We start from the raw sequence: 14,186 nt of genomic DNA, 5'->3' as shown, positions 1-14,186 counted from the left end.
CGAAGGACTCTCAAGATTCTGTCGGGTTGGATTTCAGGTTCCGGAGCAATTCGGCGATGCGGGATTGCTCCGGCTCGGACAGAGCGTCGCCGGCGAAGCGGACGCGGTAGTAAAGGTCGGTCAGCTCGGCCGCGACGGGACGGAGCGGCTGGGGCGCGGCCGGAATTCGGGGGAGAAACTCCCGGGGAGTGAGAGTTGGCGGTTTGGGATAGCCTTTGGCGCGGAGCAGGTCGAGCATCTGATAGTAGAAGGCGTGGGGTTGGACCTTCCGAAGCCGCTTTCGCCATGGCCGGGTGATTCCGCTTCTCGAAAAGTCAAGATGACGCATCCCCCAGAACAGGGCCCCGGCGCCGCACAGAACGGCGAGCATGATCAGGATGGGATGAAGGAGGGCGGAGGAAAGAAAGTCCCACGCGGCATCGAAGGCCCCGCTCACCCGGTTCATGACCTGAATCCGAACCTTCATCGTTCCTTCCTTCACCTCGTTCGCCAGGCTGATCTGATCGTGAAGGCTGAAGTAGATCACGTACCGGTTCCACCACCACTGGATCGAGTCGGCCGAGCGGCCGAGAAACCCAAAAAGGCCTCCCGCGTCATCCGACGGGACCGGCGGGGTCGGGTCGAACGGGATCCATCCGGACCGCTCGAACCATACCTCGACCCAGGCGTGCGCGTTGCTCTGGCGAACGGTGTAGTATCTGCCGAAATCGTTCCATTCGCCGGGCAGGAAGCCCGTCACAAACCGCGCCGGAATTCCGAGGCTGCGGAGGAGGAGCGTCATGGCGGTGGCGTAATGTTCACAAAAGCCGGCCTTCTGCCGGAACAGGAAGTCTTCGATGGGCATGCCGGAGGACGTCGGTTGGACATCCAGGGTATACCGGTAATTGGTCTGGAGGTATTTTTCGGTCGCCATGATTTTCTGGAGGACGGTGTCGGCCGACGGATTCGCCCGGAGAATATCCCCGGCCAGCTGCGCGATCCGGTCCGATCCCTCCGGCATCTGGAGATAAGGCCGGAGTTGGGGGCGTGCGGCCGGAATCGTTTGGGTCTCGGTGTCCGATTGCGTCAGGGAGGGGAGCACGGAGGTGAGGGTGTATTCGAACCGTGTGGCCGGGACCGTCGGGAGGGAGATGGAATTCATCGCGTTCACCCGGATGGTTGAGAACTGGCCGCCGATCTGGATTGCGTACGGCGCGCCGAAGAGGACGGCGGTGTCCAGGGGCTCCAGGATGATCTCCTGGGAGATCGCCCGTTCGGGGTATTGTCGATAGGCCAGATTGAAGATGCCGTTTCCCTCGGAGGCCACGAGGCGGCCGCTGCCGAAACTGTTGCGCCAGCTGCGGCCGTCGTAGAAATCATACACCATCCCGCGCCAGTACATCCCTTCGATCCCCGGAAGCGGGCGGGAAGGCTGGACCCGCATGATCACCGTCGGATCTTTTTTGACCGAACCGATCTCGCCCAGATCCACTACGTTCGAAAAGCCGGAGGTCCGGATCAGGCTGGATTGGGATCGATGAAAGAAGCCCAGTCCGACCCGGGGGATGAAGATGAAGAGGATGAGCGAGCATCCCAACGCGGCGACCGCGATGGTATTCGTGCTCATGAAGAAAGGCCAGGTCAACCCGGACGACCAGCCGGGCGCTTGCTCCCCCGAGGGCCGGCCGGGAGATTTCGATTTTTCGGTCGTGAGATGATGAAGAAGGAGGGCCCAGGTCGCGGTCAGGAGGTAGAGCACAAAGGAAATCAGGAAACTGACGTCGATCGTATAGGTCGAGGCGGCCAGGAGCTGGAGGAAACTGATCAGGTAAAGTTGGAAATGGTCCTGGGGCGTTCGGAGATTGAAGAGTTTATTGATCATGAGGAAGACGACGAAATGGGTGCAGGCCGTCAGAAGGGATTGGGAAAATAAAGAGAGGTCGACGATAAAAAAGGCCAGCACGGCCAAATTGACCGAGGTCCAGATCTGACGGCTCAGGTTGAACGTCATGCCTCCCAGAACCAGGATGAAGCTGGCCGCGACGGCCGCGACGGCCGCAAACCCGAACAGGAAAGAAAATTCGTTGGTCAGGATCAGGGAAAGCAAACCGATCAGGGCCAGGAGGCGGGAGGTGATCTGAAAGGTCAGGTCCAAGGTCACGTTCGTTTTCCTCCCGACCTGGACCAGGTCTTGAACCGGGGCTCGCTGGCCACCAAGACCTCCGAAAAACGTCCGCGCAGAGGGTCCCAAAGCGGGTCGGTGCAAGGGAGAATCAGGATCCGGCGCCCTTCAAGAGCCGCGGTGCGGCTGAGGGCCGCGATTCTTTGGCTGATCCTGTCCCGATCGGCCGGATCCGTGGAATCGTAGAGGGGCTGGATCAGCGCAAGCCTTTTCAGGACGGGATCAAGATCCGTTGACGCTTCCGGGCCCGATTCGGTTTCAGAGAGCGTTTGCAGGGCGACGGCATAGCCGCGCCGCCCGAGCGCGTAGGCGAGCGAAGCGGCCAACTCAACGGCCCTCTCGAAATTTTGAAGGTGTTCTTCGGATCGAGCCGAAAGGTGATTGGTGAAGAACAGATGGATGTCATCGTCCTCTTCGCGCTCGTATTCTTTCAGGAGGAGTTTCAACTCGCGGGCCGAAGCCTTCCAATGGATCCCGCGCGCGTCATCCAGCGGGGTGTAATCCCGAAGATTGTGAAGCGTCGCGCCGCTGCCCCGTTGACGGTATTCATGGTCCTGGCCGGGACGCGAGGATACCCTTTCGATGCTCGGCGGAACCGGAAGGACCCGGGGATATACCAGCACCGTCCGGATCTGGGGACGAATCAGGCTTTTGTGAAAAAAACCGAACGGAAAGGTGGTGTGAAATCGAAGCGACGGCAAGGGTTGAATCCCTCTTTTTTCAAAACGGATTGTCTGCGGAAAAACGGCGGTCTGCCGGGCGGACAGTTTGAACATGTAAACGGATTGAACCGCTTCGGTCCCCGCGTCCATCCGGAACGAAAAAGAAGGAAGGAGCCTTTTGTCGTTGGTGATTCGGAGCTCCACCGGGGCCGGTTGTTGCGCGAAGATCCGGACGGGGAAAGCCCATTCAACGGAAATCTTGCGGAGCGACTGCTCGGAGAGGATGCCGGAGACGATGATCAGACTCAGCATCATTCCGAGAATGAGGTACAGGAGATTGTTTCCGGTGTTCACCGCGGCCACGCCGACGGCCAATGTGAGGAGGACAAAACGGGTGCCCGTCGGCGTAAAGGTGACGGAGCGGTTTCGGTAAATCAGTCTCTGCAGTCTGATGAGAAAGGCGGACATAAACCATTTTCATCGGCGGGCCGTTTGTTTGTAGGGGCGTCCCGGCCTATTGAAATTATTTTTGGCATGGCGTATCCTGCCCCTACAGCGGAACGGCGACCTGGTCCATTAATTCCTGAAGGATGCGTTCGGCCTCCTCGCTCCGGGGGCCGTCGGTTTCAAACCGAGTATTAAGAATCACGCGGTGGGCGAAGACCAGGGGGGCCAACCGTTTGATGTCGTCGGGAACGCAATAATTCCGTCCGTTGACCAGGGCGTAGGCCTGCGCGGCTTTGTGGAGCGCCATGGCCCCGCGGGGGCTGACCCCCAGCCCGAACAGCTCGCTGCTCCGCGTGGCCCGGGTCAGGGCCAGGAGATAGTCCACCAGCCCTTCGTCCATGCGGACACGATCGACGGCCTCTTGAAGTTCCAGCACGTCCTGGATCGTCAACACGGGCTTGAGGTCGTTGGCCGGCTGAAAAAGACGCTGAGTGGTCAGGATGACCTTCTCATCCGCAAGATCGGGATAACCGATCCGTATCCTCATCAGAAAGCGATCCAGTTGCGATTCGGGCAAGGGATAAGTTCCGTGGTGTTCCAGAGGGTTCTGTGTGGCCATGACCATGAAAGGCTTGGGAAGCGGATAGGTATGACTGTCCACCGAGACCTGGATATCGTTCATGGCTTCCAGAAGACTGGACTGAGTCTTGGGCGTGGTCCGGTTGATCTCGTCCGCCAGGATAATATTCGCGAAGATCGGGCCGAGCTTGAATTCAAAGGCCTGGGTGTGTTGATTATAAATGGTCACCCCCAGGATATCGGACGGAAGGAGGTCGCTGGTGAACTGGATGCGCCGGAAGCTGCAGTCCAGGGACCGGGCCAGGCTGTGGGCCAGCGTGGTCTTGCCGATTCCGGGGACGTCCTCGATCAGGAGGTGTCCGCGGGCCAGCAGCGCCGTGATCGTCAACCGGACCACCTCCGCTTTTCCCTTAATCACCTGTTCAATATTATCTTGAAGAATCCGGACTTTCTTTGCGGTATGATTCATAAAGAAAGTTTAACAGAGGGGTTGCGAATAGTCAACGCGACTGGAGGCGGCCCCTTGATTTATGGTACAATCCCGGCTTCGAAAATTCGCCTTGGAAAGCCCGGGGCGGCCCAACAAATAACCCTGGATGATATAGGATGCTTCTTGTCGGGTTGACCGGCGGTATCGGAAGCGGAAAATCGTTGGTGGCGCAGATGTTCAAGCAGCTGGGCGCTTACCTGATCGACGCGGATGAGCTGGCCCATAAGGCGGTTGAGCCCGGCCATCCGGTTTTAAATCGGATCGTGGAGGCCTTCGGACCGGAAATCCTGAATCCCGACCGGACCCTCAACCGGGCCACGCTGGGCCGCTTGGTGTTCGATCACCCCGAAAAAAGGGAACTGCTAAATTCGATCGTTCATCCCTATGTCTTTATGGAGGAAGAGCGGCAACAAAGGGAAATCGCGCAAAAGGATCCAAAGGCGATCGTTTTGTTTGACGCCGCGTTACTCATCGAGACCGGGTCGTATCAGCTCATGGACAAGGTGATTTTGGTGACGATTGACCGCCGAAAACAGATCAGCCGCATCATGAGACGGGATGGGCTGAGTCGGGAGGAAGCCGTCAAGCGCATCGGGGCTCAGATGCCCCAGGCCAAAAAGAAAAGCAAGGCCGATTACATTATCGACGGCGGGCAGTCCCCGAAGGCGGTCGAGGAACAGGTGCGCAGGATCTATGAGGAGCTCAAGCCGCTGGCCTGAATATTCGGGCGGGGCTCGTCTCCATCGCCGGGTCCATCGATTTGGAAGGGCTCCCGACTTCGACATAATTTCCGGGGACCGGTTCGGCTCGAGCTGAATTTGACTTTTCGTCGATCCTCTCGGTAGAATGGGTCCATGCTTTCATCCAACGTGGTCAAGGCCGTCATCCCGGCGGCGGGGCTGGGAACCCGGTTCCTGCCGGCGACCAAAGCGTCCCCGAAAGAGATGCTTCCGCTGGTGGACAAGCCGCTGATCCAGTACGTCGTGGAAGAAGCGGTGGCGGCCGGGATTCGTGAGATCATCATCATCACCGGTCGGGGGAAGCGGGCGATCGAGGATCATTTCGACGTCTCCATTGAACTGGAAGAGAACCTCCGCGAGAACGGAAAAAAAGGACTCCTAAAAGAAATCCAGGCCATCGCGGAGATGGCGGATTTTTGCTACGTCCGGCAGCGTCACGCGCGCGGGCTGGGTCATGCCATACTGTGCGCCCAACCTCTGATCGGCGATGAACCCTTTGCCGTCATTTTGGGGGACGACATTCTGGACGGACCGCAGCCGGGGATTCAACAGATGATCCAGGTCTATCGTCGTTTCCAATCTCCGGTGGTGGGCGTCCAACCCGTGCCCAAATCCGAGGTTCATCAATACGGCGTGATCAAGGCGTCGCCGGTCGAACCGGATCTTTTCCGGATCGAAGACCTGGTCGAAAAGCCCCTGCCTGAAAAGGCCCCGTCCAATCTCGCCGTCATCGGACGTTATATCCTGACGCCGGAGATCTTCAAGGTCTTGGAAAAAACGCCGCCGGGAAAAAACGGAGAGATTCAGTTGACCGATGCGCTTCGGATCCTGGCCCAGCAAAAAGTGATGTACGGCAAGCAACTTGAAGGCATGCGTTACGACGCCGGTGACAAGCTGGGTTTTCTGAAGGCGACCGTGGAATTCGGGTTGAAACGTCCGGATTTGGGAAAGCCGTTCCTCCAGTACCTTAAGAGTTTGAAGTTGTAGGCCGTATTCGGGAGGGCCTCCCTGTGGCGAGGGATCCGTTCATCCACATGAAGATCATTCAGAGCCCGTTGGGACCGTTTCAGGAAGTGTATCGAACGGAGGAAAGCGAGGGCAAGAATATGGTTGGCGAGACGCCGAGCCCCTTGGTGGACATCTATGAACAATCGGATGCCCTGGTGATCGAGGCCGATCTTCCGGGGATTGAACCGGGAGAGGTGGCGGTCCGTCTGGCGGACGATCAGGTGACCATTGAAGGGCAGAGGGGTCAAAGGGGGGAGGGACAGGAGGCCGGACATTATCTGCGGATGGAACGCTGTTTTGAAGATTTCCGGCGCATCATCCAGCTTCCTTTTGCCGTGGATCCGCAGAAGGCCGAGGCCCGCTATCGGCAGGGGGTTCTGATCCTCCGTTTCCCGAAAATCGAAGACCGGCGCAAACGAACCATCAAGATCGAGATCAAGTAGGTCCACCGGGACCGAACTGATTTTTTTCCTTCCAGCGAGTACGGCGAGCGATCGCCAGCGGAGGGGGCGACGCGAGCCCCTCCAAACAAAGGGGGTCATTCACGTGGCAGAACAGGACAAAGAAGGCATGCAGCAACCGATCGAAATTCCGGAGGCCCTTCCGCTCCTGCCGGTGCGGGATATCGTGGTCTTTCCCTACATGGTTCTTCCCTTGTTCGTCGGCCGCGAAATGTCGATTCGCGCCATCAACGAGGCCCTGGCGGGAAACCGCATGATTCTGATGGCGACCCAGAAAGTGCTGGATGTCGAAAACCCCGAGCCGAAGGACATCCACACCATCGGGACCGTCGGAATGATCATGCGGATGTTGAAACTTCCGGACGGCCGGATCAAGATCCTTGTGCAGGGCCTTTCCCGGGCCCGCGTCCTGAATTTCGTCCAATCGGAGCCGTATTATCAGGTCCGGATTCAAAAAATCATCGAGCCCAAGGTCGAAGAACGGCCGCTGGAGCTGGAGGCGCTGATCCGCACCGTCAAGGAGCAGCTCGAGAAGGTCAGCAGTTTCGGGAAACTCGTGCTGCCCGAGGTTTTGGTGGTGATCGAGAATCTGGACGACCCCGGCCGCCTGAGCGACATGATCGTCTCGAACCTCGGCCTCAAAGTGGAAGAGGCCCAGGAGGTCCTGGAGATCCTCGATCCCAGCGAGCGCCTCAAGAAGGTGAGCGAGATACTGGCCAAGGAGCTCGGCGTCCTGAACATGCAGCAGAAAATCCAGGCCGAGGCCAAGGGGGAAATGGACAAGACCCAACGGGAATATTTTCTCCGGGAGCAGCTCAAGGCGATCCAGAAGGAACTGGGCGACGTGGACGAGCGCGCCGAGGAGGTCACCGAATTCCGGAAGCGGATCAAGGAAGCCAAGATGCCGGACAAGGTGTCGAAGGAGGCCGACAAGCAGCTCAAGCGATTGGAGCACATGCACCCCGACTCGGCCGAGGCCTCCACGGTCCGCAGTTACCTGGAATGGCTGGTGGAGTTGCCGTGGAGCAAGAAGACCAAGGATAATTTGGACATCAAGGCGGCCTCCAAGGTGCTCGACACGGATCATTACGACCTGGAGAAGGTCAAGGAGCGGATTCTGGAATACCTGGCCGTCCGGAAGATGAAGGACAAGATGAAGGGCCCGATTCTCTGTTTTGTCGGTCCGCCGGGGGTGGGGAAGACCTCGCTTGGGAAATCGATCGCGCGTTCGCTTGGACGCGAGTTCGTGCGGATCTCCCTGGGGGGGATTCGTGACGAGGCCGAGATCCGGGGGCATCGCCGGACCTATGTCGGGGCCCTGCCCGGCCGGATCATTCAGGGAATCAAGCAGGCCGGAACCAACAATCCGGTTTTCATGATGGATGAGATCGACAAGGTCGGCGCGGATTTCCGCGGCGATCCCTCCGCCGCCCTGCTGGAGGTGTTGGACCCGGAACAGAACAACGCCTTCAGTGATCATTACCTGGGCGTGCCGTTCGATCTGTCCAACGTGATGTTCGTCACCACGGCCAATATCACCGACACCATCCTGCCGCCGCTTCGGGACCGGATGGAGGTGATCGAACTTTCCGGATATACCGAAGAGGAGAAACTCGGCATCGCGCGCAATTTTCTCATGCCGCGGCAGCTGACGGAGCACGGCATCACGGAGAAGAACGTGACCCTCACGGACGCCGCCATCCGGACGGTCATTCAGCAATACACCCGCGAGGCCGGCGTTCGGAACCTTGAGCGGGAATTGGCCAACGTCCTCCGCAAAATTGCGCGACAGATCGCGGAGGGAAAAGAAAAGCATTTCACGGTCACGCCGGCCAATATCCACAAACTTCTCGGGGTTCCGAAACATCTTCCCGAGGCGGAGCAGGAAAAGGACGAGGTCGGTGTGGCGACCGGACTGGCCTGGACCGAGACCGGCGGGGACATCATCTACATCGAAGCCACCTTCATGAAGGGCAAGGGAGGCGTGTTGCTGACCGGACACCTTGGCGATGTCATGAAAGAGTCGGCCCAGGCGGCGCTGAGTTACATCCGGTCCCGGGAGAAGACCCTGGGCATCCGGCCGGATCTGTTCGCGAAAAACGATATCCATATCCATGTGCCGGCCGGCGCGATCCCCAAGGACGGGCCTTCGGCCGGAATCACGATGGCGACGGCTCTCGCCTCCGTTTTTATCAACGTGCCGGTCCGTCGGGATGTGGCCATGACCGGGGAGGTGACCCTCCGGGGACGCGTGCTGCCCATCGGCGGATTGAAAGAAAAAATTCTGGCCGCGCGGCGGGCCGGGATCAAGACCGTGATAGTTCCGAAGCGCAACGAAAAGGACCTTGAGGAAGTCCCGAAGCACGTGCGTCGCGGGATGGAGTTCGTCTTTGCCGAGACCATGGACGATGTCCTCCCGGCGGCCCTCCGGCAGTCGCCCGGCTCCAAAGTTCACCGTCCGGTCGCGCAAAAGGTCCGCCGTGAAAAGGTTCTGGCCCCGGCCATCTCGGCTCGCCGGAGGGGATGAGCCGGGGTGGTCATCGGGTGGGACGAAAACGGTATCGGGGGGCCGCTGCGGAAGAGAAGGAGATGAGTCCTTACATGCCCCCTGCGTCCCCGCGCTTCCGGCGATGGAGCCGGATGCTCGCTGGCATCCCATGAATTTAAGTCAACTGGGGGAGTTCGGGCTGCTTCAACGCCTCTTTCGCCGGATTCCATCCCCTTCTCGAACCGTCTTAATCGGTCCGGGGGATGACGCGGCGGTTCTGCGGAGCTCATCCCGTTGGGATTGGGTCGTCACGACGGACCTGCTGGTGGAGACGGTCGATTTTGATCGATCCTACAGCTCTTATCCCCAGATCGGATACAAAGCGTTAGCCGTCAATCTCAGCGACATCGCCGCGATGGGCGGTCGGCCGGTCGCTTTTCTGGTCAGCCTGGCCGTTCCGGGCCGGACCCCGGTTCGGGCCGTGGACGAAATCTATCAAGGGATGCTGACCCTGGCCCGCCGGTATCGGGTCGCCCTGATCGGCGGAGATGTTTCCGCGGCCCGCCAAGGCCTCATGATCAATGTTATGGTTCTTGGGACGGTCGAGCACGGAAGCGCCGTGACCCGATCCGGGGCCAAGTTCGGCGACCGGATCTACGTCACCGGCACCTTGGGGGACTCCCGGGCGGGCCTGGAAATATTAAAGACGAAGAGGCGCCCGAATCCTTCCGGGATGGATTCCCGCCTGGTCCGTCGTCATTTTTTTCCCGACCCCCGTGTCGAGTTCGGCCGCCTGTTGTGCCGTCGGGGTTGGGCCACGGCGATGATAGACCTCTCGGACGGCCTGGCTTCCGACCTACGCCATCTTTGCGAAGCCAGCGGTGTGGGGGCCCGGATCGAACGGGACCGTTTGCCGGTTTCAGCCGCCTTGGCCGCCTATGCCCGCCGTTTGAATCGGTCCGCCGCGGACTACGCCCTGCGGGGCGGCGAGGATTTCGAGCTGCTTTTTACGGTGAACCGGACGAAGGCCGCGGCCACAGAGGCCGCGGCGAAGCGGATGGCCCTGGCGGTCACCCCGATCGGCGAGATCGTGTCCAAGGGGCGAGGGATGACCTGGGTTGGAAAGGGGAATCGCGAGATTCCTCTTACCGTGAAAGGCTACGAGCACTTTAAACATTCATGATCACGATTTCCTACTGGCGCGACAAGATCAAGTCCGTTCTGCATCTGGATGACAACCCTCACCGGATCGCCGCCGCCTTCTCCTTGGGGGTATTTATCTCCTGTTCGCCGTTTATCGGGCTCCATATCATCAGCGCCTTCTTTCTCGCCTGGGTCCTCCGGCTGAATCCGCTCGCGGTCGTCCTCGGAACGCTGTTAAACAACCCCTGGACCTTTGCCCCGATCTTCGGGGCCGGCCTCTGGATCGGCGTCAAAATCTACGGGAGGCACGAGCTCCTGCATCCGATCCATTGGCAGGATCTCACCATCGTGAACGCCATTCCTCAACTCGAGCCTTACCTCAAGCCGTTTCTTCTCGGAACGACCTTGTTGGGCATCATCACGAGCCTGATTGCCTATCCCTGCGCCTATTACTTTATCAAGGAGTACCGTTATCTCCGCCACCGGGCGCAGGAGACCTCCCATGTATAAGGGCTCCCTGTACGAAGGCCACGCGCTGATCGCCGATCCCATCCATGAGTACATCACGTTTACGGTTCCCTATCCGGATGCGCCGCCGGAAATCACCGAGAAACACCTTATCGACTCTCCGTGGATGCAAAGGCTCCGGTATATCTACCAGCTCCAAAGCGCCCGCTGGGTCTATCCTTCCGCCGAGCACAGCCGGTTCCAGCATTCGATCGGCGCGATGCATGTCGCCGGGCGGTTCGCCCGCCACCTCCATGCCTCGTTGACCGAGATCGTTCCGGACTGCCCGTCGGAGAATTTCATCGAGGAGCTGCTCCGTGTCACGGCCCTCGTTCACGACATCGGCCACGGTCCTTTCGGCCATTTCTTCGACGACAATTTCCTGGCCCAATTCGGGATCACGCACGAGGTTCTGGGGCAGCATATCATCCGGGAGGAACTGGGAAGCCTGATCCGAAAGATTCGACGCAGCCCCTCCGGGCCGTTCGGGCGCGGGGAGGAGATCAATCCGGACCATGTTGCCTTTCTGATCCTCAAGGATCCGCAAAAGAACAGCGCCAAGTATCCCCGCTGGCTGGTATTCCTCCAGCCGATCCTGGGGGGAATCTATACGGCCGACAACATGGACTACGTCCTCCGGGATTCGTACATGTGCGGCGTGGCGGTCGGTCCCGTCGACATCCGGCGGCTGATCCACTACACCTTTTTCACGGGCAAGGGCCTCACCCTTCACAAGACGGGGCTCTCGGCCCTTCAGATGTTTTTGAACACACGGCTGTACCTCTATTCGAACGTGTATTACCACCGGACGACGCGGGCGATCGATCTGCACCTGCGCGACATCTTCCACGATACGATCCAGAGAATCTTCCCCCATCATCCGGTCAAGGATCGCTCGGAATACCTTCAACTGACCGAGTGGTCGCTGCTGGAGGAAATCCGCCGGTGGAAGCGGTCTTCCGACCCCAAAAAACGGAAACTGTACGACGAATGGCAGCTCATCTTCCACCGGGATGTGAAGTGGAAGATGGCCTACGACATCACCCTCCCCACCCGCGGCGGCGAGCGCGGGAGGACCTTTCTCGATCAGGAGACGGTGGAGCGGAGAATCCGCGAGCAACTCCCGGCGGCCTTAAGGAAACTGCCGTTCAAAGTCGACATGGCCAACCAGGATCCGAGGCCGCTCAATCCCCTGAGCATGGGGGAGTTCCAGATATATGTTTACGATCCTTCCACGAAAAACGTATCGAAGGAGATCCTGCGGGAGTATTTTGATTTCATTCCGGCCAAGATCGTCCAGTGCCGGATCTTTACGCTGAATCATGATCACGACGCCGAGTTGGCCCGGGCCGCCGAACGCGTCCTGGGCACGGAGTCTCCCAGCAGCACGACCAATTTGTAACCCGATTGCAGGACCCTTGATCATGCCTCCCACGGAGACTGCTTGAAACGGACCCCGATCATCCTACTAACCGTCGGCCTCTTGTCGTTCGTCGTGTCCGGTATGGCGACGGCCGTCGCGCAGGATTCCGGGAAGAGCACCGATCGGCCGTTCTACCGCTACGTGGATCGAAACGGCGTGGAGGTCTTCACGGACGATCTTTCACGCATCCCGGCTAAATACCGATCGTCCGCGAAGGTGGTCGAACTGCCGCCGGCCGTCAGGATGCCAGCGTCGTCTCCGCCAACGATAACCGTGCGGCCATCCTTCACGACCCGTCTCCGAAAATGGGTTGAAAGCCAGCCCGCGGCCTACCGGGTGATGATCCTCGCGATTCTGCCCACGGCCCTTTTAAGCTTGTGGGTCTTAAAATTCTTACAGAAACTTACCGATGTCGCTTTCGTGAAAATATTTCTCCGGCTGGGGATGCTGGCGATCGTGATCTCCACGGCCTATCTCTGCTATTTTATTTATCTCCGGGTTCAGGCCGAACGGTTAGGCGGCACGATTTCGGTGGAAACCGAGACCGTTTCATCGCCCCGGCAGAGGGCCGAGGATTTGAAAAAGGACGAGACCGACCGCCTCAAGGTGATCGAGGATACCGTAAACCAAAAGTAAGCTACCGGAAAAGGGCCGAAACCATGATCGTGCTCATTCATAAATCCTGCAGCGGCCCGGCCGTCGAAACCGACACCCTGACCGCGGAGGCCTGCACCCTGCCGGTCGATGCCTTTCCATTCACCTGCTTCACCTGCCTGGAAGAAATCGCCGACGAGTCGGAATTGAGGTTCTCGGAAGAGATCCGGATGTGAGCCCCTGAAAACAAAGGATGCTTGCAGTATAGCCTTCAGACCCTGTATAGTAGAGGTGCGCACTGAAGTGGTTCAGGTGATCGCGCCCCGCACGAGCACGCGGGGTGAGGAAAGTCCGAGCTCCAGAGGGCGGGATGCTGGGTAACGCCCAGGCCTCGCGAGGGGACGGAAAGTGCCACAGAGAACAGACCGCCGACGGTGCGAAAGAGGTGGCAGGGAGCTCCAGCCATCTCGGACGCATACGGGCAAGGGTGAAACGGCGAGGTAAGAGCTCACCGCCCCGTCAGTGATGACGGGGGCACGGCAAACCCCATCCGGAGCAAGACCAAATAGGTTCCGTCTGGTCCGTGAGGGCCATAGAACGGCCCGTTCGAAATTATAAGCGAGCGGCCGGCTTCGCCGGCGCGAGCGCGGGGGGCGGGGGCATCGGTGGACCTTCGGTCCTTCTTTGCCGCACGGGCTCCCGAATATAATAGGCGGAACGGGTTGGTTGCTTGAGGTCCCGAGTAATCGGGATCCCAGAGAAATGATCGCCACCCCGGCGGAGCGATCCAAAGGGGCACAGAACTCGGCTTACGAACCGCTTCAGTGCGCATTTTTGTCTCACCGGTATCTTAACGCATTCCCATGAAGACGCAGACACTTCTTGAAAAAGCCCTAAAAGAATTCGACCGGATCAACCGTCAGGATCCCCGGCGGCAGCGGTTCGGCGGGAAGTCACATCCTCGCGAACTTATCTTTGCCAAGACGGTTTATGCCTGTGTCGAACGGCTCGATGTCTCCGCATCCGAAGCGGTGCGCCTGGCGGCGCGTTCGCACACCTTAAGGCGTTGGGAGATTCCCCGCGACCGGTATCGCATGGACGTCGGCGGGTATCATCAATGGCGTGCGGCGACGGCGGCTCATGCGGCCGATGTCGCGGACGAGATCTTAAAGCGGGTCGGTTTTTCGGACGCGGTCATACGGGAGGTCAAGCGGATCATAAACGGACATCGCCATCCGAGCGATCCGGACACGCAACTCCTGGAGGATGCTGATGTACTTGCCTTTCTTGAGATCAAACTGAAGGATTATCTGGCCCGATGGGATGAGGCGAAGGTCCGTCGGATCCTGGAAGGCACCTGGACTAAAATGAGCACGGCCGCCCGTCAAATGGCCCTGGCGATGCCGCTGGATCCGCGGGTTCGGACCCTGATGACGGGTTTGAATCCGAATAGCGATCGCAATCCCCGGCCGTGAAGCCGGGG

The 14,186-nt window shown here is 59.3% G+C and carries 13 protein-coding genes and 1 other RNA gene; 11 read left to right on the top strand and 3 right to left on the bottom strand.

The window, feature by feature from the left end; translation table 11 throughout:
- Positions 1–10: 10 nt before the first annotated feature.
- From VMN77_04645 to VMN77_04635, 3 genes are all read right to left on the bottom strand, one after another.
- Positions 11–2,140, bottom strand: a complete 2,130-nt coding sequence (locus VMN77_04645; protein ID HTN43068.1) for a DUF3488 and transglutaminase-like domain-containing protein — start codon at positions 2,138–2,140, stop codon at positions 11–13.
- Positions 2,137–3,291, bottom strand: coding sequence for a DUF58 domain-containing protein (locus VMN77_04640; GenBank protein HTN43067.1), 1,155 nt, complete (start codon positions 3,289–3,291; stop codon positions 2,137–2,139). The genes VMN77_04645 and VMN77_04640 overlap by 4 nt, the downstream gene beginning before the upstream one ends.
- An 82-nt stretch (positions 3,292–3,373) precedes the next feature.
- The gene (locus VMN77_04635) at positions 3,374–4,318 is read right to left on the bottom strand and encodes a MoxR family ATPase (GenBank protein HTN43066.1); all 945 of its coding nucleotides are present in this window, start codon (positions 4,316–4,318) and stop codon (positions 3,374–3,376) included.
- Between the two features lie 137 nt (positions 4,319–4,455).
- Here VMN77_04635 and coaE point away from each other — a divergent pair, with 137 nt between their 5' ends.
- The 11 genes from coaE to VMN77_04580 all read left to right on the top strand — a co-directional run bounded on the left by coaE (position 4,456) and on the right by VMN77_04580 (position 14,178).
- Positions 4,456–5,058 carry a dephospho-CoA kinase gene (gene coaE, locus VMN77_04630; protein ID HTN43065.1) on the top strand — a complete coding sequence of 201 codons (603 nt, stop codon included), beginning with the start codon at positions 4,456–4,458 and terminating at the stop codon, positions 5,056–5,058.
- 135 nt (positions 5,059–5,193) lie between these two features.
- A complete protein-coding gene (galU, locus tag VMN77_04625) occupies positions 5,194–6,066 on the top strand; it encodes a UTP--glucose-1-phosphate uridylyltransferase GalU (protein HTN43064.1) in 873 nt (290 codons plus the stop codon).
- A gap of 47 nt (positions 6,067–6,113) precedes the next feature.
- Complete coding sequence (locus VMN77_04620) at positions 6,114–6,530, top strand: Hsp20/alpha crystallin family protein (protein ID HTN43063.1); 417 nt, start codon at positions 6,114–6,116, stop codon at positions 6,528–6,530.
- 103 nt (positions 6,531–6,633) lie between these two features.
- Complete coding sequence (gene lon / locus VMN77_04615; protein ID HTN43062.1) at positions 6,634–9,075, top strand: endopeptidase La; 2,442 nt, start codon at positions 6,634–6,636, stop codon at positions 9,073–9,075.
- Positions 9,076–9,205: 130 nt separating this feature from the next.
- On the top strand, positions 9,206–10,219 hold the full coding sequence (gene thiL, locus VMN77_04610; GenBank protein HTN43061.1) for a thiamine-phosphate kinase: 1,014 nt from the start codon (positions 9,206–9,208) through the stop codon (positions 10,217–10,219).
- Positions 10,216–10,689, top strand: coding sequence for a DUF2062 domain-containing protein (locus tag VMN77_04605; GenBank protein ID HTN43060.1), 474 nt, complete (start codon positions 10,216–10,218; stop codon positions 10,687–10,689). Before thiL ends, VMN77_04605 begins: the two co-directional genes overlap by 4 nt.
- Positions 10,682–12,088 (top strand): HD domain-containing protein, encoded by a 1,407-nt coding sequence (locus VMN77_04600; protein HTN43059.1) that lies wholly within the window; start codon positions 10,682–10,684, stop codon positions 12,086–12,088. Before VMN77_04605 ends, VMN77_04600 begins: the two co-directional genes overlap by 8 nt.
- Before the next feature lie 42 nt (positions 12,089–12,130).
- Positions 12,131–12,745, top strand: coding sequence for a hypothetical protein (locus VMN77_04595; GenBank protein ID HTN43058.1), 615 nt, complete (start codon positions 12,131–12,133; stop codon positions 12,743–12,745).
- 23 nt (positions 12,746–12,768) lie between these two features.
- Positions 12,769–12,939, top strand: coding sequence for a hypothetical protein (locus tag VMN77_04590; protein HTN43057.1), 171 nt, complete (start codon positions 12,769–12,771; stop codon positions 12,937–12,939).
- Positions 12,940–13,003: 64 nt separating this feature from the next.
- An RNA gene (rnpB, locus tag VMN77_04585) (RNase P RNA component class A) lies at positions 13,004–13,530 on the top strand.
- A 36-nt stretch (positions 13,531–13,566) separates the two neighbouring features.
- Entirely contained in the window at positions 13,567–14,178 is a 612-nt protein-coding gene (locus tag VMN77_04580; protein HTN43056.1) for a DUF4202 domain-containing protein, read from the top strand.
- The last annotated feature ends 8 nt before the right edge of the window (positions 14,179–14,186 follow it).

The sequence above is a fragment of the Nitrospiria bacterium genome (assembly GCA_035498035.1).
GTDB lineage: Bacteria > Nitrospirota > Nitrospiria > JACQBZ01 > JACQBZ01 > JACQBZ01.
The sequence above is the reverse complement of the archived record's forward strand: the minus strand, read 5'-3'. Positions and strand labels throughout refer to the sequence as shown.